We start from the raw sequence: 18,830 nt of genomic DNA, 5'->3' as shown, positions 1-18,830 counted from the left end.
AACGACAAGCTGCGCAATAGTTGTGCCGTGAACTGGGCATGGTGTATGGCACTATCGCGAAGGTAGCGGGCGATCTGTACAGGGTGCCCAGCCCTCCGGGCGGCCGAAGGAGATGGCGATGGCGATCGACGGACTCGACGGGCGGCTGCTGGAACTGCTGGCACGGGAGCCGCGCATAGGTGTGCTGGAGCTGTCCCGCAGGCTCGGGGTGGCCCGGGGAACCGCCCAGGCGCGGCTGGACAAGCTCCGTGCGAGCGGCGTGATCCGCGGCTTCGGGCCCGAGGTGGACCCGGCGGCGATCGGGTTTCCGGTCATGGCTTTCGCCACGCTGGAGATCCGGCAGGGCAAGGGCGCCGAGGTGCGCCGCCACCTGCAGGGGGTGCCGGAGGTGCTGGAACTGCACACCACCACGGGGCAGGGGGACATGCTGTGCCGACTGGTCGCCCGCTCCAACGCGGATCTGCAGCGGGTGATCGACCGGGTGGTGGGGTTCGAGGACATCGTCCGGGCGGCCACGGCCATCGTCATGGAGAACCCGGTGCCGCTGCGGATGATTCCACTGGTCAGGCTGGCCTCCGGCCTCGACCGCCGGTAGCCGGCAGGCCCGGGCCGGCGCAGGCCGGGTGCGGGGCGGGTGCGGGGCGGGTGCGGGGCGGCTCAGCGGTAGAGGTCGAGCACGATCCGGTTGGGCGAGCCCAGGTCGTGGGCCTTCCAGTCCATCGGCTCGTCGAGAGAGATGCTCAGGCTGCTCGCGCCCTCGAACTCGGTGAAGGCCAGACCGTTGATTCCCTGCGGAAGCCCTCGGTCCTGGGTGCGCGGGCCCTGGTAGACGCTGACCAGCTCGTCCCCCTCGTCGTCCCAGTACCAGGCGTGCGCGGGCCACATCCGCAGGTGGAGATAGGCGGCGCCGGGGGGCAGGTCGGGGGTCTGCTCGTCGTCGGGGTCACCGAGGTCGTCGGTCTCCTCCACCAGATACTCGGGCAGGTCCCCGTCGATGTCCATGACCAGCCGGATGCGGTCCTCGTGCTGCCCCATGCGCAGGTCGAGCACCCAGGTGACGCCCCAGTCCGGCACCGGCGCCAGATCCCTGGCCCTGGACTCCTCGTCCACCGGCCACTCCTCCTGGCGCGCCGGTCCGCCCGCCCGGCCGTCGTCCCCCGCGTCCGCGGACCCCTCCGGCTCCGGCTCCCCGCCCGGTGCCGAGTCGCCGGTGGGGGAGGAGCCGGGCGGGTCCTCCCCTTCTCCCGGCGAGGACGCCGAGGTGCAGGCGGCTCCCAGAGGAAGCAGCAGCGCGCACGCCACGGCTGCGATGAAGGTTCTGGGCACGGTGGGCCCCCGTTCCGTCGGGCTGGAACGCAAAGGTCCCACGGTGACGGTTCCCGGTGCAAGAAGGCCGCTGAACAGGCATTTCTTAAGACGGTATCTTCAGCATCCTTTCTCGCCGGAATCGTCGAGGAAGGAGGGGTGGGAGGCCATCAGGGCCCACAGCTCGTCATCCATGTCGAGCTGGTTCGCCTCCGAGCCCGGGGGAACGACGCGCAGGGTCTCCTCCAGCCACTCCGACAGCGCCCCGGCCGGTGCCTGCAGCAGGGCTTCCCCGTCCGGGGACCTGAGGGCCACGCACACCACGCCGTGACCCTCGTTCCAGGTGGGCCACACGCGCACGTCGCCGTGCCCCGTGGGGTGCCGTACCCCTTCGGTCAGCAGTTCCCGGGCGAACGTCCAGTGCACCGGTGCGGACGAGCCGACGTGAAAGGTGATGTGCACGGCGTAGGGATCGTCCGACCTGTGCGAGAGGAGGGCAGGAACGGGGATGCTGCGCTCCGGGGTCAGGATCAGCTCCAGTTCGAGTTCGCGCTCGACGATCGTGTGCATGCGGTGCGTCCTTCCTGTGCTTCCCGAGGCTGCGCTGAAGGGGAGGACTCCGGACCTGTGTCACTGAAGCGAGTCGGGATTCTTCGCGGCTGTGGTGGAGTACCCGCTCTCAGCGGGATACGCCCTCGGACACGCGCCTGCCCCGATCCTGGCCGAAAAACCCTGCTTCCCCCCGGCTTCGCCCGGCGCGGCCCGGGCCCGGGCGCCTTCCCCCGATCGCGTGTCCGCGGCCGCATCCTGCGGCGTGGCGCGGCGGTCTTCGTTAAGGTCTCGCACCAGCAGGGTTCCGGCCCCCTCCGCCGCCCGGCGACGTACCATGCGAAGCCCCGGTTCGGAACACCTCAGCACCACACAGCGCCCAGCACGGACGAGGAGATGCGGATCCGCTCATGAGCTCCCCACCCGCAGGAACCGCCGGCGGCAGTCCGGGGCCCGGTTGGTATCCCGACCCTTCCATCCCGGAGTACATCAGGTACTGGGACGGTCTGTCCTGGGTGCCGGGAAGCAGCCGCCCGGAACCGGAGAACGGGCAGCCGGCACCGGCACCGCCCGAGGGCGTCGTCCCGCGGGCCGCCCCCGGACCGGTGGCCTCCCAGGGGCAGGCGCCCTCAGGATCGGCTCCGGGGGGCGCGTCTTCCGCGGTGCCCCCTCCCTCGAAGGCGGAGGAGACCGGGCCGGTCTACTTCGACGAGGACCCCATGCCCCCGCGGCCCCAGGAGCCCGGTGGCAGCCCCGCACAGGCCGGTCCCCAGGCGGCCGGTCCCGCCCCGCTGCCGGAACTCCGCGGGCGGGGCGGGGTGACACCTGCCGCGGACGCCTCCGCTCCGGCCGGTCCGGTGCCCTCGGCAGTGGACCCGCGCGGAGCGTTCCTGCGGCCCACGGGCACCGGTGCCTCTGCCTCGCCGGGGCCCGCCACGCCGACCACGCCCGCCGCGCCCCCCGGGCCGACAGCGCCCGCCGCGTCCGGGGCAGGCACTCCGCAGGCCGCCCGCGGGGAGCGCGAGCAGACCATCGGTCTGCGCCGGACCGAGCTGCCCGCGGGCGGGTCGTGGGCCAGACAGGTCCGCGAGCTCGTCGAACAGGGGCCGGAGGCGGGCGGAGTGCCGGTGCCCGCGCCGCGCCCGGAGCCCGTGAAGCTCACGCCACCGGCGCGGGATGCCGCCCCGGTGGTCCGGCAGGCGGCTCCGCAGGGCCTGTCCGGGCTGCCGGCGCCGGCCCCCGGCCCGTCCGGGCCGCCGACCGCGGCCGTTCCGCAGCCCGCCGCGCCTGCCGCCCCCTGGGAGCCCTCCCCACCGCCCGTGCGGCTGTTCGGCAGCGCCGAACAGGCCTATCCCGCCGGGCTGGGCCGGCGGCTGCTGGCCCGGCTGCTGGACTCCCTCGTGCCGCTCGCCGGGGCCGCCGCCGTTGCCTGGCCGCTGGTGGACCGTGCCAGGGAGCACATCCAGCAGAAGGTGACCGCTGTGGAGCAGGCGGGGGTCACCCGGGACATCTGGCTGGTGGACGCCACGACGGGCCCCTATCTCGCCCTGGTGATCGGCGCCTTCCTGGTGGCCGGGCTGCTCTGGGACGCCCTGCCCACCGCGCTGTGGGGCCGTACGGCGGGCAAGGCGCTGTGCGGCATCCGGGTGCTCGACCTGGAGGGGCAGGAACCGCCGGCGTTCGGTGCCGCGTTGCGCCGGTGGCTGGTTTTCGGAGCCCTTGCCGTGGTGCTGATCGGCGTCGTGAACGTCGCCTGGTGTCTGCGCGACCGGCCGTGGCGGCAGTGCTGGCACGACAAGGCGGCCGGTACCTACGTCGCGGTCCGCTGACCCGCCCGGGCTACTGGCTCGCCCGGATGCGCCGCGCCGGATGCGGGGCGGACGTGCTCGGGTTCCACTCGGGCCATGAGCAACCAGCAGCCGCCGCCCGGTCCCGGGGACCCGGAACCGGAGCCGCCGGAACCGGACGGATTTTCCGGGCTGCCGCCGCCACCGCCCGGCGGGGACGACACCGCTTTCGGCGGGCCGCCGCCCGACCGGTACGGCTCCAACCCGTATGGCGGAGCGCACGGCGCTTCGGACCCGCTGGCCGGCATGCCGCCTCTGGGAAACCTGGGACGGCGCTTCGTGGCCCGCGTCATCGATGCCCTGGTCGTCGGCGTCCCGGTGATCCTGGTGCTGTGGCCGATGATGGGCGGCTACGGGGAGGCCACCGACGCGCGTTCCTATGTGCAGCAGGCGGTGCTGCTCCTCCTGTACTTCCTCTACGAGGGAGTGATGTTCACGGCGCGCGGCCAGACCCTGGGCAAGATGGCGATGGGGCTGCGGGTGGCGATGCTGGACAACGGCGCCGTACCGCGCGGGAACGCGGGCTGGTTCCGCTCGGCGGTCTACGCGCTGGTTCTGCTGGTGCCGTGCATCGGCCTGTTGTTCTGGCTGTTCAATGTGCTGTCCTGCACCTGGGACCGGCCCTACCGTCAGTGTGTCCACGACAAGGCGGCCAAGACGGTGGTGGTCTCCGCGTCCTGATCCGGCCCGGTGCGGCGCCCGCCGTCCGCCGCTGGGGCGGGGACGGCGGGCGCGCGGTGGGTCAGACCCTTGCTCCGGGCCTGTCGGGTGCTGTCATCGGGTGCGTCCGCTGCACCGGTACCCGGGGCCCGCCGGAGGCGACGGTGCGCCCGGGAGCGCGGCGGCGGGCGGTGAGAGTCACCGTCACCAGCAGACCGAGGCCCAGGGCGCCGGCCGTCAGGGCGGCGACCGCGGCTCCGGGTACTCCGGGCGCGAGCAGCAGGGGAAGCAAGGTGGAGAGGATGACCGTGGCCGAGCCGTAGGCGATATGTCGGGGGGTCGGATGCGGCATGGGGCTGTTTCCGTCCTCGGGAGGGTGCTGTCGGCCGCCCGGGAAGGAGGGGACCCCGGGAGGCACTACGGGCCTCAGTGCCCGCGCGGGTTCGCGGGTAAGCCTGACATCAACGGCGCGGCGGGGGCACGGGGGGCGCACGGTGTCATGCGACAACAGACCTGCCCGGCACGCTAGTTGCCTGACCGGTAGGAATCAAGGGGTGTCTTTTCTCCGGTCACTCGTGTCGAATGCCAGCGTGTCACACCACTGCGTTCTTCAGGGGAGGACAGCGAAAAAGTGAACATACGCCGTAGATCCACGAGATCGACCGCTGCCGCGGCCGGGACGGCCATCGCCGCCCTGGCGGCGGCGGTACTGGTACCCGCCGGAGCGGCCCAGGCGCAGCCGACCGTGGATACCGACCGCGACCTCGTCGTGGAGCCCCTCCACGCGGGCGATCCGCATCTGCACAACCCGCTGGGCGAGAAGCGCGAGGCGCTCAAGCAGGAGGCCCAGCAGCGCCTGATCACCGGTCAGGCCAGGCCCCGCTCCTCCAACGGCTCGGAGGTCGTGGAACTCGACGACGGTTCGTTCGTCGAGGTCGCCACCACCGGCACCGACCGGATCTTCACCATCCTGGTGGAGTTCGGGGACGAGATCCACCCCGAGTTCGGCGGCGACCCCGGTCCGCTGGCCAACCAGATCGAAGAGCCCGACCGCTCGGTGAACAACACCACGATCTGGCAGGAGAACTTCGACCGGAAGCACTTCGAGGACCTCTACTACTCGGACGACCCCGGCACGGATTCCGTCAAGCAGTACTTCGAGCGGCAGTCCTCGGGCCGGTACTCCGTCGAGGGCCATGTCACCGACTGGGTCAAGGTCGATTACAACGAGGCCAGGTACGGCAACACCGCGTGCGGTTCAGCCGTGTGCCGCTCGGTGTGGCATGTCGTCAGTGACGGCGTCAACGCGTGGTACGAGGATCAGCTGGAGCGCGGTCTGTCGACCGAGGAGATCCAGGAGATCCTCGCCGAGTACGACGTGAAGGACCGTTACGACTACAACAACGACGGCAACTTCAACGAGCCCGACGGCTACATCGACCACTTCCAGATCGTGCACGCCGGTGAGGACGCCTCGGCCGGTGGCGGCGCCCAGGGCGACGACGCGATCTGGGCGCACCGCTGGTACGCCTTCTCCGACCTGATCGGGCAGGCCGGCCCGGAGTTCAACCTGTCCGGCGGCGCCGAGATCGGTGACACCGGCTTCTGGGTGGGCGACTACACCATCCAGCCCGAGAACGGCGGCGTGGGCGTGTTCGCCCACGAGTTCGCCCACGACCTGGGCCTGCCGGACCTCTACGACACGGCCGGGGGCGAGAACGGCACCGGCTTCTGGACGGCGATGTCCTCCGGTTCCTGGCTCGGCCTGGGCGACGGCACCATCGGCGCCCTGCCCAACGACATGGGCCCCTGGGAGAAGCTGCAGCTGGGCTGGCTGGACTACAGGGTGGCCAAGGCCGCGAAGACGTCCGTGCACCGGCTGGGCGCCTCCGCGCTGGAGTACCCCGAGGGCCGCAAGGGCAAGGACACCCAGGCCCTGATCGTCGAGCTGCCGGACAAGACCGTCACCACCGAGCTCGTCGAGCCCGCCGCGGGCGACAGCCAGTGGTGGAGCGGTATGGGCGACAGCCTGAGCAACACTCTGACCCGCACCGTCGACCTGGGCCACCGGGACTCCGCCACGCTGGAGTTCACCGGCTGGTGGGAGATCGAGGAGGACTACGACTACCTGTACGTCGAGGCCTCCCGGGACGGAGGCAGCACCTGGACGGCGCTCGACGGCACCGCCGACGGCGAGACGGTCCCGCGGGACGGTTCGGACCGCCCCGCGCTGCACGGGCACTCCGAGGGCCACGCGGCCATGTCCTACCCGCTCGACGACTACGCCGGTGAGACCGTCGGACTGCGGTTCCGCTACCAGACCGACTCCGCGGTGGCCGAGCTCGGCTTCACCGCGGACGAGATCACCATCACCGCGGACGGCGAGGTGATCTTCGAGGACGGCGCCGAGGACGGCACGGGCGACTGGGCCGCCGACGGCTTCGAGATCGTCGGTGCCGCCATGACCGACGAGTACGCGCAGTTCTACATTGTGGAGAACCGCCAGTACGTCGGCTACGACCGCACGCTGAAGGTGGGGCCGTACAACTTCGGCTTCCTGGACCAGCGTCCGGACTTCGTGGAGCACTTCCCCTACCAGAGCGGGATGCTGGTGTGGCTGTGGGACACCTCGCAGCGCGACAACAACACCAGTCAGCATCCCGGTGAGGGCCTGGCCCTGCCGGTGGACGCCAACCCCACGCCGGAGTACTGGGCGAACGGCGCGATGATGCGCAACCGGATCCAGACCCGGGACGCCACGTTCGGCCTCTACCGGACCCCGGCGCTGACCCTGCACAGCAACAGTGAGCCCACCACGCTCCCCGCCAAGCGCGCCAACCCGGTCTTCGACGACCGGCGCGGCAGCTACTGGACCGAGGAGAACCCGATGGGCAGTGTCCGGGTTCCGGACACCAACACGCGGATCACCGTGCTGCACCAGCCCAGGAAGGGCGGCACCATGACCATCATGGTGACGCCGTCCTCGCTGCGCTGATCATCCGGCCGGTCCGGTGACCTGATCACCGGACCGGCCGGCCCCGCGCCCCGCTCGCCGGGGCACCACGGTTTCGTCACCGCACCGCCACCGCATCCCCGTGGTGCCGCCCCCGGGCCCGCGCAGTTCCGGGATTGGATGGGGCCCGCGGGGCGGGGAACCGCCGGGCCGGTGCCCCTACCGGTCGGTGGCCGTCGCCCGTCATGATGGCGGAGTACGCGGCAAGGCGCCGCGGGCCCGGCGGAGGGAGGTGCTCATGGCCGACGGAGGCTTCGTCCGGCTTCCGGACGGAAGCGTGGTCGTCGCCCTCACCCTGCCCAGGCCGGAAGGGCCGGGCAGGGTGCGGGTGCTGGTGCACGCCCGCAACCGGGCGCGGGCCCTGACGCGGCTGCGCAACGCGGGGTTGCGCTCGGTCTACCTGCGGGGAAACGCCTCCCCGCCCACCCCGGACGCCGTCACCGCCGTGCTGCACCACCCCGAGGGGATGGTCTGGCGCGGCTCTCCCGAGGACCTCACGGAGCCGTGGCAGCCCGTCGCGGCCCTGCTGCGACTCGCCCGCGCCCTGCCTTCCTGAGGATGCGCCCCACGGCCGGTGCGGCCGGCTCAGTCCCGGACGACCGGGGTCCCGGTGAGTTCCACGCCCGCGTCCGCCATTTCCCGCAGGGCCGCGTCCACGGTGGGGCGGCTCACTCCGGCGGTCAGGTCCAGCAGGACCCGGGTGCGGAAGCCGGCCCGCGCGGCGTCCAGTGCCGTCGCCCGGACGCAGTGGTCGGTGGCGATGCCCACCACGTCGACCTCCGTCACGCCCCGCTCCCGCAGCCAGTCCGCCAGTGAGGTGCCGTTCTCGTCGGTGCCCTCGAAACCGCTGTAGGCGGCCTCGTGGGCGCCCTTGTCGAAGCACGCCTCGATCGCGCCGGAGGCGACGGCCGGGGCGAAGTTCGGGTGGAAGCCCACGCCCTCGGTGCCGGACACGCAGTGGGCCGGCCAGGACCGTGCGTAGTCGGGGGTGTCTGAGAAGTGGTCCCCGGGGTCGATGTGGTGGTCCCGGGTGGCCACCACGTGCCGGTAGGCGGGTGAGGCGCCGCCGATCAGGTCGGTGACCGCGGCGGCGACGTCGCCGCCGCCCGACACCGGAAGGCTGCCCCCTTCGCAGAAGTCGTTCTGCAGGTCGACGGCGATCAGGGCGCGCTGCATGGGAAGACCTCTCGGCTCGGTGTTGCTCTTCCGCGTGGACGGGGCGGAACGTGCGGACGAGGCCCTCGCGGAGCCTCACTGCCGACCTTACGCCCGGTCACCGGTACTCGGTGGGGAGCACCGGCTCCCCACGGGAGAGCTGGGTGGCCGACAGCGGCAGCCCGGCCCTGGACCGGATGTGCCGTTCGCGGGCGGCCGTCAGCGGCTCGCGGGCCACCGCCCGGCCGTCCCGCATCAGCTCCGCGGTGACCAACCGGTCCGTGAGATCCGCGGGCACCGGGCCGGTGCCCACGACCTCCGCCTCCGCGGTGCCGTCCGCGCCCCGGCGGCGGGCCGCCCACTTCTTCCCGGGCACCGACAGCTTTCCGCCCAGGGACTTCTTCGCCACCGGCACCAGCGGCGCGTCGGGCCCGTCCCCCGCCGCGCGGGCGACCAGCTTGTAGACCATCGAGCACGTGGGGTGGCCGCTCCCGGTGACCAGCCGGGTCCCGACTCCGTAGGCGTCCACCGGCGCCGCGGCCAGCGAGGCGATCGCGTACTCGTCGAGATCGCTGGTCACCACGATGCGGGTGTCCCGTGCCCCGAGCTCGTCCAGCTGCTGCCGTACCCGGTGGGCGACCAGCAGCAGGTCACCGGAGTCGATGCGGACGGCCCCCAGCCGCGGTCCGGCCACCTCCACCGCGGTCCGTACCGCCTCGGTCACGTCGTAGGTGTCCACCAGGAGCGTGGTGCCGGTGCCGAGGGACTCCACCTGGGCGGTGAAGGCGTCCCGTTCGGAGTCGTGCAGCAGGGTGAAGGCGTGTGCGCTGGTGCCGGCGGTGGGCAGGCCGTAGCGGAAGCCGGCCGCCAGATTGGAGGTGGTGTCGAAGCCGCCGACGTAGGCGGCCCGGGAGGCGGCGACGGCGGCAAGTTCGTGCGTGCGGCGCGCGCCCATCTCGATCAGCGGGCGGCCGGCGGCGGCCACCGCCATCCGGGACGCCGCGGCGGCCACCGCGGAGTCGTGATTGAGCACCGAGAGGATGACCGTCTCCAGCAGCACGCACTCCGCGAAGGTGCCCTCCACCTGCAGGAGTGGGGCGCCGGGGAAGTACACCTCGCCCTCCCGGTATCCCCGGACGTGGCCGCCGAAGCGGAATCCGGCCAGCCAGTCCAGGGTCGGCGCGTCCACCACGCGCTGTTCCCGCAGGAAGTCCAGCATGGCCGGTTCGAACCGGAAGTTCTCCACGGCGTCGAGCACCCTGCCGGTGCCGGCCACGACCCCGTACCGGCGGCCCTCGGGGAGCCGGCGGGTGAACACCTCGAAGACGGACCTGCGGTGCGCGGTCCCGGCCCGCAGGGCGGCCTGGAGCATGGTGAGCTCGTACTGGTCGGTGAAGAGGGCTGTCGAGGGCACGGCCACCGGCAGCGTCGGCTCTGCGTCGTTCATGAGCCCACCCTAGCCCCATCTCGTCAGTCTGACGATATTGGCTCGCGGTGGGCCGTGTCACGCTCGTTTGGGCTTCCGGCGCCCTCCGATGGCAGCATGGGGGTGTGAATGCCATCCCCGTGGAGATCGAGCGTCCGGAGTCGGCGCAGGCGCCGGAAGAGGTGCCCGCGCCGGAGGTTCCCTGGGTCACTGTCGTTCACAACGACCCGGTGAATCTGATGAGTTACGTGACGTACGTCTTCCAGGCGTACTTCGGGTACCCGAAGGACAAGGCGAAGAAGCTCATGCTGGACGTGCATCACAAGGGGCGCGCGGTGGTCTCCAGCGGCAGCCGCGAGGAGATGGAGCGCGACGTGCAGGCGATGCACGGCTACGGCCTGTGGGCCACGTTGCAGCAGGACCGCTGATGCCGGGCTACTTCGAGGCGGCGCACGGCGCCGGGGGCGGCGCGGTCATCGCCCTGGACGAGGTGGAGATCTCCATTCTGCGGAGTCTCGCGGTGCAGTTGCTGGAGCTGATCGGCCCCGGCGGGAGCAACGGCGCGGACGAGGAGGACCCGCTGGCGGCGCTGATGGCCGACGGCCCGAGCGAGCCGCCGTCCGACCCGGTGCTGGCCCGGCTGTTCCCGGACGCCTACGGAGGGCCCGGCGAGGCCGAGGGCCCGGAGAACCGGGAGCTGTCCGCGGAGTTCCGCCGGTTCACCGAGGAGGAACTGCGGGCCGGCAAGCGGGAGCGTCTGCTCGCCATGGTGCGCGGGCTGGACGCCGCCGGCCGGGACGCGCGAGGTGGCGGCGCGGGGGCAGGGGGAGCGGTGCTGGCGCTGAAGCCCGAGGAGTCCAGGCAGTGGCTGACGGCGCTGAACGATCTGCGCCTGGCCATCGGGACCCGGCTGGGGATCACCGACGAGGAGACGTCCGACCGGCTGCTCCAGCTTCCGGACCGCGACCCGGACAAGCCGCTCGTCATGGCCTATCTCTGGCTCGGCGGACTCCAGGAATCATTGGTCGAGACTCTGCTGCCCTGAGGAATTGCGCCCTCCGGGGCGAGTCGCCCAAAGAATTGCCAGGCGGCGCCGGGGCGAGTCGGAGGGTGTCCCATTAGTGGACCAGGACCGCCACGTCAATACGCAGAGTGAAGCCTTATTGTCCGATATTCGGACCGGTGAAATAGATGCATGGGGCATGTGCCCGGTATGGTGGTAAATTACTTGTCGGAAACCTGACCGTTATCCGAACGTGTGATCCCTGTCACATGGATGTCGTCGCGCTGCGTGGTAAAAACACCAAATCCGATTTCCGAGCCGGGGCTCACGCGCGTGCCCGGGCGCTGTCGGTGCATTCATCCCTGTCCCCGCAGCATCAGCCAGAGGTAACCCATGGCAGACGAACAATCGTGGACCGATCGGGTCGATGAGGGCGTCAACAGCGTCTTCGGCCCGGTCTCCGACTTTCTCGGCGACATCGTGTTCTACACGGTCGACATCGCGGGGACCAGCTTCCCGCTCATCGTGGGCTGGCTGGTCGTGGCCGGCATCGTCTTCTCCGCGTACTTCGGGCTCGCTCAGGTCCGTCACCTGAGGACCGCGTTCCGCCTGGTGCGCGGGAAGTACGAGCAGAAGGACGCGCCGGGTGAGGTCACCCACTTCCAGGCGCTCAGCTCGGCCGTCTCCGGCACCGTCGGCCTCGGCAACATCGCCGGTGTGGCCATCGCGATCTCCATCGGCGGCCCGGGTGCCACCTTCTGGATGATCCTGTGCGGTCTGCTCGGCATGGCGACCAAGTTCGTGGAGTGCACGCTGGGCGTGAAGTACCGCGAGGTGCACGCCGACGGCACCGTCTCCGGCGGTCCGATGCACTACCTGCGCAAGGGCCTGGCCGAGCGCGGCCTGCCCCAGGTCGGCAAGGTGCTCGCCGCCCTGTCCGCCGTCATGATCCTGTTCTTCACCTTCTTCGGCGGCAACCTCTTCCAGGTCAACCAGAGCCTGGAGCAGCTCGCCTCGGTGACCGAGGACCACACCGGCTTCTTCGCCGGCTCGGCGGGCGCCCTGTTCTACGGCGTGGTGGTCGCCGCGCTGGTGGCGCTGGTGCTGCTGGGCGGCATCCGGTCGATCGGCAAGGTCACCAGCCGGCTGGTGCCGTCCATGGCGATCATGTACGTGGCCGCCTGTCTGCTGGTCATCCTGTTCAACGTGACCGAGGTGCCCGCGGCGGTCTCCACCATCATCAGCGGGGCGTTCAACCCCGAGGGCGTGGCCGGTGGTCTCATCGGTGCCCTGATCATCGGCTTCCAGCGCGCCGCGTTCTCCAATGAGGCGGGCATCGGCTCCGCCCCGATCGCGCACGCCGCGGTGAAGACCAAGCGCCCCGCCACCGAGGGCCTGGTCGCGATGATCGAGCCCTTCATCGACACCGTGGTCATCTGCACCATCACCGCGCTGACCATCGTCATCGCCTCCGGTCCGCTGTACCTGGAGACGCGCGAGGCGGCGGCCGCCGGTGAGAGCGTCGGCGGTACCACCATGGGTATCTCCATCACCTCGGACGCCTTCTCCACCGCCCTGCCGTGGTTCCCGGCGCTGCTCACGATCGCCGTGATCCTCTTCGCCTTCTCCACGCTGATCACCTGGAGCTACTACGGCCTGAAGGCCTGGAGTCACCTCTTCGGCGCGAGCAGGACCAGCGAGACGATCTACAAGGTCTTCTTCAGCGCCATCGTGGTCATGGGCGCTCTGGTCTCCCTGGACACCCTGGTCGGCCTCTCGGACTCCGCGCTCTTCCTGGCGGCCCTCTTCAACATCATCGGCCTGTACTTCCTGGCACCGGTCGTGAAGAAGGAGCTCGTCAAGGTCCTGGAGTACATCCGGCGGCGCGACGCCGGCGAGAGCGACGAGGAGATCGACGCGAGCGAGGCCGCTGCCGAGGGCGGCCCCGAGGGCAAGGTCGGCGTCACCAAGTAACGCGCGGCATCCGGCCCCGGGGTACCCCGGGGCCGGACGGGCCCGGACCGTACCGCTCGGGGTGCGGTCCGGGCCCTGCTGTGCCGTCCCGCCGGTGTGTCTAGAGTTGAGGCCATGCTGACCATCACCCAGGAGCTGCGCGACGCCATCGTGGCGCACTCGCGCAAGGACCACCCGGACGAGGCCTGCGGTGTCATCGCCGGGCCCGCCGGAACCGGCCGGCCCGAGCGGTTCATCCCCATGCTGAACGCGGCCCGGTCGCCCACGTTCTACGAGTTCGACTCCGGTGACCTGCTGAAGCTGTACCGCGAGATGGACGACCGGGACGAGGAGCCGGTGGTCATCTACCACTCGCACACCGCCACCGAGGCCTACCCCTCGCGCACCGACGTCGAGTATGCCAATGAGCCCGGGGCCCACTACGTGCTCGTCTCCACCGCCGAGTGCGGCAACGACGAGGGGCCGGTGTCCTTCCGCTCGTTCCGGATCGTGGACGGCGCGATCACCGAGGAGGAGGTCCGCGTGGTCGAGGCGTACGGTATGTGAGACGCGGTTGACCGCATCATGGAACACCCTTACGAAACCGGGGCCGGGAATCGTTACGATGAGCCCATGGTTGACCCTGACGTGATGACTGAGCCCCCGAGCCTGCTGCTCGTGGCGCGCCTGCACGTCGACCTGTGCCGCCTCGCCAGCGCCATGTGTCAGCGCCGCGCCGCCGTGCCCGCCTGACCACGGCGGTCCTCCGACCGCACCAGCACGCCTCCCTCTTCTCACCCACAGGAGTACACCCATGGCCATCGAGGTCCGCGTCCCGACCATCCTCCGCACCTACACCGGCGGCCAGAAGGCCGTCCAGGGCAGCGGCCAGAACCTGTCCGAGCTGTTCACGGACCTGGAGGCCCAGCACCCCGGCATCCAGGAGCGGCTGGTGGAGGACGGCGAACTGCGCCGCTTCGTCAACGTCTACCTCAACGACGAGGACGTCCGCTTCCTGGACGGCATCTCCACCGAGCTGAGCGACGGCGACAACGTGACCATCCTCCCGGCCGTCGCCGGAGGCATGCGCTGATGCGCTTCGACTCCCCGCTGGCCGCGGTGGGCCACACCCCCCTGGTGCGCCTGCCGCGGCTCTCGCCGTCCGAGGACGTGCGGATCTGGGCCAAGCTGGAGGACCGCAACCCCACCGGCTCGGTCAAGGACCGCCCCGCGCTGTTCATGATCGAGCAGGCCGAGAAGGACGGCCGGCTCACCCCCGGCTGCACCATCCTGGAGCCGACCTCGGGCAACACCGGCATCTCGCTGGCGATGGCGGCCAAGCTCAAGGGCTACCGGATCGTCTGTGTGATGCCGGAGAACACCTCCCAGGAGCGCCGCGAGCTGCTCGCCATGTGGGGCGCGGAGATCATCTCGTCCCCGGCCGCCGGCGGCTCCAACACCGCGGTGCGGGTCGCCAAGGAACTGGCCGCCGAGCACCCCGACTGGGTGATGCTCTACCAGTACGGCAACCCCGACAACGCGGGCGCGCACTATGCCACCACCGGCCCGGAGATCCTTCATGACCTGCCCTCCATCACGCACTTCGTGGCCGGGCTGGGCACCACCGGCACCCTGATGGGGGTGGGCCGCTACCTGCGCGAGCACCGCCCCGGGGTGCAGATCGTCGCCGCCGAGCCGCGCTACGACGATCTCGTCTACGGGTTGCGCAATCTCGACGAGGGCTTCGTCCCGGAGCTCTACGACTCCTCCGTGCTGACCAGCCGGTTCTCCGTCGGGTCGGAGGACGCCGTCACCCGCACCCGTGAGCTGCTGGCCCAGGAGGGCATCTTCGCCGGCGTCTCCACCGGCGCCGCCCTGCACGCTGCCATCGGTGTCGGCCGCAAGGCGCTGAAGGCCGGCGAGAACGCCGACATCGCCTTCGTGGTCGCCGACGGCGGCTGGAAGTACCTCTCCACCGGTATCTACACGGCGGCCACCACGGAGGAGGCCGTCGCGCGCCTGCAGGGCCAGCTCTGGGCCTGAGGGCCCGCCCGCCACAGCGAAGCACCGCACCCCCCGGCGGCCCGCCCGGCCGTGCCGGGGGTGCGCTGTTTCCGGCCGCCACCCTCCTCACGCAGTGAACCGGGGCGAACGCGTACAGTCATCCCTGTCCGTTTCGTCCTGACCGTACAGGGAGCGCCCGGTGAGTGTGCGCAGTTTCTCCGGCCACCACACGACCGTGCAGCCCACCGCCTGGACCAGGATCACCGCCCCGGGATCGGTGCTGCGGCAGGTGGACTGGGTCCTGGTGGGTGCCGCGCTGACGCTGACCGCGCTGGGCGCCCTGCTGGTGTACTCGGCCACCCGCGGGCGTACCGATCTCAACAACGGCGACCCTCAGTACTTCCTGCTGCGCCACCTGTTCAACATCGTCGTCGGACTGCTGCTCGCCGCCGCCGTGGTCTGGGTCGGCAGCGCCCGGGTGCGTGATGTGGTGCCCGTGCTGTACGGCGGTTCGTTGCTGCTCACGGCTCTGGTGCTGACGCCGCTCGGCTCCACCGTCAACGGCTCGCAGCGCTGGATCGAGGTGGGGGCCGGCTTCGCCTTTCAGCCTTCCGAGCTGGTCAAGATCGGGGTGATCCTGGCCATCGCGGCCCTGTTCGCCACGCGGATGGAAGCCGACGAGCGGCCCGCTCCGGACGCCCGTACCGTCCTGCAGGCTCTGCTGCTGGCCGCCGTTCCCGCCGTGCTCATCGTCCTCACCCCCGACCTCGGCCAGACGATGGTGATCGCGACGATCCTGCTGGGGGTGCTGCTGGCCTCGGGTGCGTCCCGGGGGTGGATCATCGGTCTGCTCGGCGCAGGGGCGGCCGGAGCACTGGCGGTCTGGCAGCTCGGCCTCCTGGACGAGTACCAGATCAACCGCTTCGCCGCGTTCGCCAATCCGCAGCTAGATCCCTCGGGCGTCGGCTACAACACCAATCAGGCCCGTATCGCCATCGGATCCGGCGGCCTGACGGGCACCGGCCTCTTCCACGGCATGCAGACCGCGGGCCAGTTCGTGCCCGAACAGCACACCGACTTCATTTTCACCGTCGCCGGTGAGGAGCTCGGCTTCCTCGGGGCCGGGTTGATCATCCTGCTGATCGGGGTGGTGCTGTGGCGGGCTGTGAAGATCGCCAAGGAGTCCCCCGACCTGTACGGCAGCATCGTCGCCTCCGGCATCGTCACCTGGCTGGCTTTCCAGTCCTTCGAGAACATCGGCATGGCCCTGGGCATCATGCCGGTGACCGGCCTTCCGCTGCCCCTCGTCAGCTACGGGGGAACCTCGATGTTCGCCGTGTGGACCGCGATCGGCCTGCTCGTCGCCATCCGGGCGCGCTCCCGTCCGCGCGCCTGAGCGCACACCGGGCCGCTGGTGATTCCGCCCACACCCCAGCCCGCCACCGACCCACCGGGGGCAGTTGCGACTTACAGTCGTTCGAACCCCACCACCGGAGGTTCCCCCGCTCATGAAGCTCACCGTTGTCGGCTGCTCGGGATCGTTCCCGTCCGCGGACTCGGCCTGCTCCAGCTACCTCGTCGAGGCCGAGGGTTACCGAATGCTGCTGGATCTGGGTAACGGCGCCCTCGGCGAGCTGCAGAAGTACAGCGGCCTCTACGACATCGACACCATCGTGATCAGCCACCTGCACCCCGACCACTGCATCGACATGTGCGGGTACTTCGTGGCCCGGTACTACCGGCACGAGGGCGGCCGGTGCGCGCCCATTCCGGTCTACGGTCCCGAGGGCACCGAGCGCCGGCTGACCACGGCGTATGCGGACACCCCCTCCGAGAAGTCCATGAGCGAGGTCTTCGACTTCCGGACCCTGGCCCCCGGCGACGTCTTCCGGGCCGGGCCGCTGACGGTCCGGGCGGAGCTGGTCACCCACCCGGTGACGGCGTACGGCTTCCGTATCGAGCACGGCGGCCGGGTGCTCACCTACTCCGGCGACACCGGGCTCAGCCCCGCCCTGACCGAGCTGGCCCGGGACAGCGATCTGTTCCTGTGCGAGGCGTCCTTCACCCACGGCAAGGAGGACCTCCCCGAGGTGCACCTGAACGGCCGCCAGGCCGGCGAGTACGCCCGTGACGCCCGGGCCGGGCGGCTCGTCCTCACGCACATCCCGCCGTGGACCGACGCCCTCACCAATCTCCGCGACGCCCGTGCCGTCTACGACGGCCCCACCGAACTGGCCCATCCCGGCGCGGAGTACGAGGTCTGAGCCGTCAGGGCGGGCACGGTCACCCGGGGTCCTCGTCCGGTTCGCGGCCCGGGGTGGGGAGATCGAACCGGGTGATGGCGAAGCGGAAGACAGCGTAGTAGACGACGCCGAAGCACAGTCCCACCAGGGCCAGCCCGGCGGGATTGGCGGCGATGCCCAGGTTCAGCAGGAAGTCGATCGCCCCGGCCGAGAAGCCGAAGCCGTGCCGCATCTCCAGCGACCACGCCAGGGCCAGGGAGACCCCGGTCAGCACCGCGTGCACGGCGTAGAGCACGGGGGCGATGAACATGAAGGTGAACTCCACCGGTTCGGTCACCCCGGTGACGAACGCGGTCAGGGCGACGGAGAGCATCATTCCCCCCACGGCCTTGCGGCGCCCGGGGCGGGCACAGTGGTACATGGCCAGGCAGGCGGCCGGGAGCGCGAACATCATGATGGGGAAGAAGCCGGTCATGAACTGACCGGCGGCCGGATCTCCGGCGAGGAACCGGGCGATGTCGCCGTGCACCACGTTGCCGTCCGCGTCGGTGAAGGAGCCGGCCTGGAACCAGGGGAAGGAGTTGAGCAGGTGGTGCATGCCCACGGGTACCAGCGCCCGGTTCAGCGCGCCGTAGATGCCCGCCCCCGCCGAGCCCGAGCCGGCCAGCCACTCGCCGATGTGGTGCAGCCCGGAGCCCAGCACCGGCCAGATGTAGCCGACGGCGATGCCCAGCAGCAGCCCGGCGAACGAGGAGAGGATCGGCACCAGGCGGCGGCCGCCGAAGAAGCCCAGCCAGTCGGGAAGCCGGGTGCGGTGGAAGCGCTGGTACAGCAGCGCGGTCGTGACGCCGATGATCACGCCGCCGAGCACGCCGGCGCTGACCGGTTCGCCGGTGGCGGGGTCATGGAACGCCTGGAGCACATTGCCGAAGACCAGGTAGCCGGCGACGGCTGCCAGTGCCGTGGAACCGTCCGACTTCCGGGCGAAGCCGATGGCGATGCCCACGGCGAAGAGCAGCGGCATGTTCTCCAGCAGGGCCCGGCCGCCCGCCGCCATGAAGTCGGCGGCCCGCCGCACGAAGTCCGGCAGGACCTCGGCACCGAGCATGTCCTCGGCGCCGAGCCGGACCAGCAGCGCGGCGGCCGGCAGCGTGGCGATGGGCAGCATCAGGCTGCGGCCGATGCGCTGGGCGACGGCCAGGGCGCCGGACCCCCGGCGCGGCCGGGTGTCCTCCCCGGTGACGGGCGCGGCGGACATCTGCTTCCTCCCGGTGGGATGACCACCACCTGACCCGAATGGTCTACACCAGTGGTCGGCCGGGTCTCTTTCTAGCACGGTGGGAGGGGGACGAGGGGGGAGGTCGAGGCTCGTTCCACGGCGCGTGGCCGCGGATGTGCCCCTGGAGGTGGAGATGACCGGCAAGGCGGAACAGATAGTCGCCGGCCTGGGCGGAATCGGGAACATCATCGAGGCCGAGGGGTGCGTCACCCGGCTGCGCACCGAGGTGGCGGACCCCGCGCTGATCGACGAGGCGGCGCTGCGCGCCGCCGGAGCGCGCGGCGTGGTGATGATGGGCCGGGCCGTCCAGGTCGTCATCGGCACCGATGCCGACCCGATCGCCTCGGACATCGAGGACATGAGATCGGAGACCTGAGCGAGTCCTCTAGGCTC

General features: G+C 71.0%; 21 protein-coding genes. 15 read left to right on the top strand and 6 right to left on the bottom strand.

What is annotated here, in order from left to right; translation table 11 throughout:
* Positions 1 to 118: 118 nt before the first annotated feature.
* Positions 119 to 595: an Lrp/AsnC family transcriptional regulator gene (locus ABD299_RS22130; protein ID WP_344265548.1), complete on the top strand. Its 477-nt coding sequence runs from the start codon at positions 119 to 121 to the stop codon at positions 593 to 595.
* Between the two features lie 62 nt (positions 596 to 657).
* Here ABD299_RS22130 and ABD299_RS22125 read toward each other — a convergent pair whose 3' ends face one another.
* Positions 658 to 1,326 (bottom strand): AMIN-like domain-containing (lipo)protein, encoded by a 669-nt coding sequence (locus ABD299_RS22125; protein ID WP_344265545.1) that lies wholly within the window; start codon positions 1,324 to 1,326, stop codon positions 658 to 660.
* Positions 1,327 to 1,425: 99 nt separating this feature from the next.
* Positions 1,426 to 1,875 (bottom strand): SsgA family sporulation/cell division regulator, encoded by a 450-nt coding sequence (locus ABD299_RS22120; protein ID WP_344265543.1) that lies wholly within the window; start codon positions 1,873 to 1,875, stop codon positions 1,426 to 1,428.
* 389 nt (positions 1,876 to 2,264) lie between these two features.
* Between ABD299_RS22120 and ABD299_RS22115 the strand changes: the two genes are divergently transcribed.
* Entirely contained in the window at positions 2,265 to 3,683 is a 1,419-nt protein-coding gene (locus ABD299_RS22115) for an RDD family protein (RefSeq protein WP_344265541.1), read from the top strand.
* A gap of 75 nt (positions 3,684 to 3,758) precedes the next feature.
* Complete coding sequence (locus ABD299_RS22110) at positions 3,759 to 4,382, top strand: RDD family protein (protein WP_344265539.1); 624 nt, start codon at positions 3,759 to 3,761, stop codon at positions 4,380 to 4,382.
* Between the two features lie 61 nt (positions 4,383 to 4,443).
* Here the strand turns inward: ABD299_RS22110 and ABD299_RS22105 are convergent, their stop codons facing one another.
* Entirely contained in the window at positions 4,444 to 4,713 is a 270-nt protein-coding gene (locus tag ABD299_RS22105) for a hypothetical protein (RefSeq protein ID WP_344265536.1), read from the bottom strand.
* Positions 4,714 to 4,992: 279 nt separating this feature from the next.
* On the opposite strand from ABD299_RS22105, the gene ABD299_RS22100 reads away from it, so the two are divergent.
* Together ABD299_RS22100 and ABD299_RS22095 are read left to right on the top strand one after the other, a co-directional pair.
* Complete coding sequence (locus ABD299_RS22100; protein ID WP_344265533.1) at positions 4,993 to 7,356, top strand: immune inhibitor A domain-containing protein; 2,364 nt, start codon at positions 4,993 to 4,995, stop codon at positions 7,354 to 7,356.
* A 256-nt stretch (positions 7,357 to 7,612) separates the two neighbouring features.
* On the top strand, positions 7,613 to 7,930 hold the full coding sequence (locus tag ABD299_RS22095; protein ID WP_344265530.1) for a hypothetical protein: 318 nt from the start codon (positions 7,613 to 7,615) through the stop codon (positions 7,928 to 7,930).
* 29 nt (positions 7,931 to 7,959) lie between these two features.
* On the opposite strand, the gene ABD299_RS22090 is transcribed toward ABD299_RS22095, so the two are convergent.
* Both ABD299_RS22090 and ABD299_RS22085 read right to left on the bottom strand, forming a co-directional pair.
* Positions 7,960 to 8,550, bottom strand: a complete 591-nt coding sequence (locus ABD299_RS22090; RefSeq protein ID WP_344265527.1) for an isochorismatase family protein — start codon at positions 8,548 to 8,550, stop codon at positions 7,960 to 7,962.
* Between the two features lie 97 nt (positions 8,551 to 8,647).
* Positions 8,648 to 9,976 (bottom strand): nicotinate phosphoribosyltransferase, encoded by a 1,329-nt coding sequence (locus ABD299_RS22085; RefSeq protein ID WP_344265524.1) that lies wholly within the window; start codon positions 9,974 to 9,976, stop codon positions 8,648 to 8,650.
* Positions 9,977 to 10,080: 104 nt separating this feature from the next.
* On the opposite strand from ABD299_RS22085, the gene clpS reads away from it, so the two are divergent.
* The 9 genes from clpS to ABD299_RS22040 all read left to right on the top strand — a co-directional run bounded on the left by clpS (position 10,081) and on the right by ABD299_RS22040 (position 17,179).
* Positions 10,081 to 10,383: an ATP-dependent Clp protease adapter ClpS gene (gene clpS / locus ABD299_RS22080; protein ID WP_344265521.1), complete on the top strand. Its 303-nt coding sequence runs from the start codon at positions 10,081 to 10,083 to the stop codon at positions 10,381 to 10,383.
* On the top strand, positions 10,383 to 11,000 hold the full coding sequence (locus ABD299_RS22075; RefSeq protein ID WP_344265518.1) for a DUF2017 domain-containing protein: 618 nt from the start codon (positions 10,383 to 10,385) through the stop codon (positions 10,998 to 11,000). The genes clpS and ABD299_RS22075 overlap by 1 nt, the downstream gene beginning before the upstream one ends.
* A gap of 351 nt (positions 11,001 to 11,351) precedes the next feature.
* Entirely contained in the window at positions 11,352 to 12,932 is a 1,581-nt protein-coding gene (locus ABD299_RS22070; protein WP_344265515.1) for an alanine/glycine:cation symporter family protein, read from the top strand.
* Between the two features lie 114 nt (positions 12,933 to 13,046).
* Positions 13,047 to 13,478, top strand: a complete 432-nt coding sequence (locus ABD299_RS22065; RefSeq protein ID WP_344265512.1) for a M67 family metallopeptidase — start codon at positions 13,047 to 13,049, stop codon at positions 13,476 to 13,478.
* A gap of 66 nt (positions 13,479 to 13,544) precedes the next feature.
* Positions 13,545 to 13,664 (top strand): putative leader peptide, encoded by a 120-nt coding sequence (locus ABD299_RS22060; protein ID WP_344265509.1) that lies wholly within the window; start codon positions 13,545 to 13,547, stop codon positions 13,662 to 13,664.
* Positions 13,665 to 13,725: 61 nt separating this feature from the next.
* Positions 13,726 to 14,004, top strand: coding sequence for a MoaD/ThiS family protein (locus ABD299_RS22055; RefSeq protein WP_344265506.1), 279 nt, complete (start codon positions 13,726 to 13,728; stop codon positions 14,002 to 14,004).
* Complete coding sequence (locus tag ABD299_RS22050; protein ID WP_344265503.1) at positions 14,004 to 14,954, top strand: PLP-dependent cysteine synthase family protein; 951 nt, start codon at positions 14,004 to 14,006, stop codon at positions 14,952 to 14,954. Before ABD299_RS22055 ends, ABD299_RS22050 begins: the two co-directional genes overlap by 1 nt.
* Before the next feature lie 160 nt (positions 14,955 to 15,114).
* Positions 15,115 to 16,311 carry a rod shape-determining protein RodA gene (gene rodA, locus ABD299_RS22045; protein WP_344265501.1) on the top strand — a complete coding sequence of 399 codons (1,197 nt, stop codon included), beginning with the start codon at positions 15,115 to 15,117 and terminating at the stop codon, positions 16,309 to 16,311.
* A 112-nt stretch (positions 16,312 to 16,423) separates the two neighbouring features.
* Complete coding sequence (locus ABD299_RS22040) at positions 16,424 to 17,179, top strand: MBL fold metallo-hydrolase (RefSeq protein WP_344265499.1); 756 nt, start codon at positions 16,424 to 16,426, stop codon at positions 17,177 to 17,179.
* A 19-nt stretch (positions 17,180 to 17,198) separates the two neighbouring features.
* On the opposite strand, the gene ABD299_RS22035 is transcribed toward ABD299_RS22040, so the two are convergent.
* On the bottom strand, positions 17,199 to 18,416 hold the full coding sequence (locus ABD299_RS22035; protein WP_344265496.1) for a PTS transporter subunit EIIC: 1,218 nt from the start codon (positions 18,414 to 18,416) through the stop codon (positions 17,199 to 17,201).
* 154 nt (positions 18,417 to 18,570) lie between these two features.
* Between ABD299_RS22035 and ABD299_RS22030 the strand changes: the two genes are divergently transcribed.
* Entirely contained in the window at positions 18,571 to 18,813 is a 243-nt protein-coding gene (locus ABD299_RS22030; protein WP_344265730.1) for a PTS sugar transporter subunit IIB, read from the top strand.
* Positions 18,814 to 18,830: the final 17 nt, after the last annotated feature.

This window comes from Streptomyces sodiiphilus (genome assembly GCF_039529215.1).
In the GTDB taxonomy this organism is placed as follows: Bacteria; Actinomycetota; Actinomycetes; order Streptomycetales; family Streptomycetaceae; genus Streptomyces; species Streptomyces sodiiphilus.
Note: the sequence above shows the minus strand (reverse complement) of the source record. Positions and strands in the feature narration are given on the sequence as shown.

What these genes read in the sequence shown, in the direction of transcription:
- ABD299_RS22130 (WP_344265548.1), top strand. Translation starts at nt 119, where the DNA reads ATGGCGATCGACGGACTCGACGGGCGGCTGCTGGAACTGCTGGCACGG.
- ABD299_RS22120 (WP_344265543.1), bottom strand. Translation starts at nt 1,875, where the DNA reads ATGCACACGATCGTCGAGCGCGAACTCGAACTGGAGCTGATCCTGACC.
- ABD299_RS22115 (WP_344265541.1), top strand. Translation starts at nt 2,265, where the DNA reads ATGAGCTCCCCACCCGCAGGAACCGCCGGCGGCAGTCCGGGGCCCGGT.
- ABD299_RS22110 (WP_344265539.1), top strand. Translation starts at nt 3,759, where the DNA reads ATGAGCAACCAGCAGCCGCCGCCCGGTCCCGGGGACCCGGAACCGGAG.
- ABD299_RS22105 (WP_344265536.1), bottom strand. Translation starts at nt 4,713, where the DNA reads ATGCCGCATCCGACCCCCCGACATATCGCCTACGGCTCGGCCACGGTC.
- ABD299_RS22095 (WP_344265530.1), top strand. Translation starts at nt 7,613, where the DNA reads ATGGCCGACGGAGGCTTCGTCCGGCTTCCGGACGGAAGCGTGGTCGTC.
- ABD299_RS22090 (WP_344265527.1), bottom strand. Translation starts at nt 8,550, where the DNA reads ATGCAGCGCGCCCTGATCGCCGTCGACCTGCAGAACGACTTCTGCGAA.
- ABD299_RS22085 (WP_344265524.1), bottom strand. Translation starts at nt 9,976, where the DNA reads ATGAACGACGCAGAGCCGACGCTGCCGGTGGCCGTGCCCTCGACAGCC.
- ABD299_RS22075 (WP_344265518.1), top strand. Translation starts at nt 10,383, where the DNA reads ATGCCGGGCTACTTCGAGGCGGCGCACGGCGCCGGGGGCGGCGCGGTC.
- ABD299_RS22070 (WP_344265515.1), top strand. Translation starts at nt 11,352, where the DNA reads ATGGCAGACGAACAATCGTGGACCGATCGGGTCGATGAGGGCGTCAAC.
- ABD299_RS22065 (WP_344265512.1), top strand. Translation starts at nt 13,047, where the DNA reads ATGCTGACCATCACCCAGGAGCTGCGCGACGCCATCGTGGCGCACTCG.
- ABD299_RS22060 (WP_344265509.1), top strand. Translation starts at nt 13,545, where the DNA reads ATGGTTGACCCTGACGTGATGACTGAGCCCCCGAGCCTGCTGCTCGTG.
- ABD299_RS22055 (WP_344265506.1), top strand. Translation starts at nt 13,726, where the DNA reads ATGGCCATCGAGGTCCGCGTCCCGACCATCCTCCGCACCTACACCGGC.
- ABD299_RS22050 (WP_344265503.1), top strand. Translation starts at nt 14,004, where the DNA reads ATGCGCTTCGACTCCCCGCTGGCCGCGGTGGGCCACACCCCCCTGGTG.
- ABD299_RS22040 (WP_344265499.1), top strand. Translation starts at nt 16,424, where the DNA reads ATGAAGCTCACCGTTGTCGGCTGCTCGGGATCGTTCCCGTCCGCGGAC.
- ABD299_RS22035 (WP_344265496.1), bottom strand. Translation starts at nt 18,416, where the DNA reads ATGTCCGCCGCGCCCGTCACCGGGGAGGACACCCGGCCGCGCCGGGGG.
- ABD299_RS22030 (WP_344265730.1), top strand. Translation starts at nt 18,571, where the DNA reads ATGACCGGCAAGGCGGAACAGATAGTCGCCGGCCTGGGCGGAATCGGG.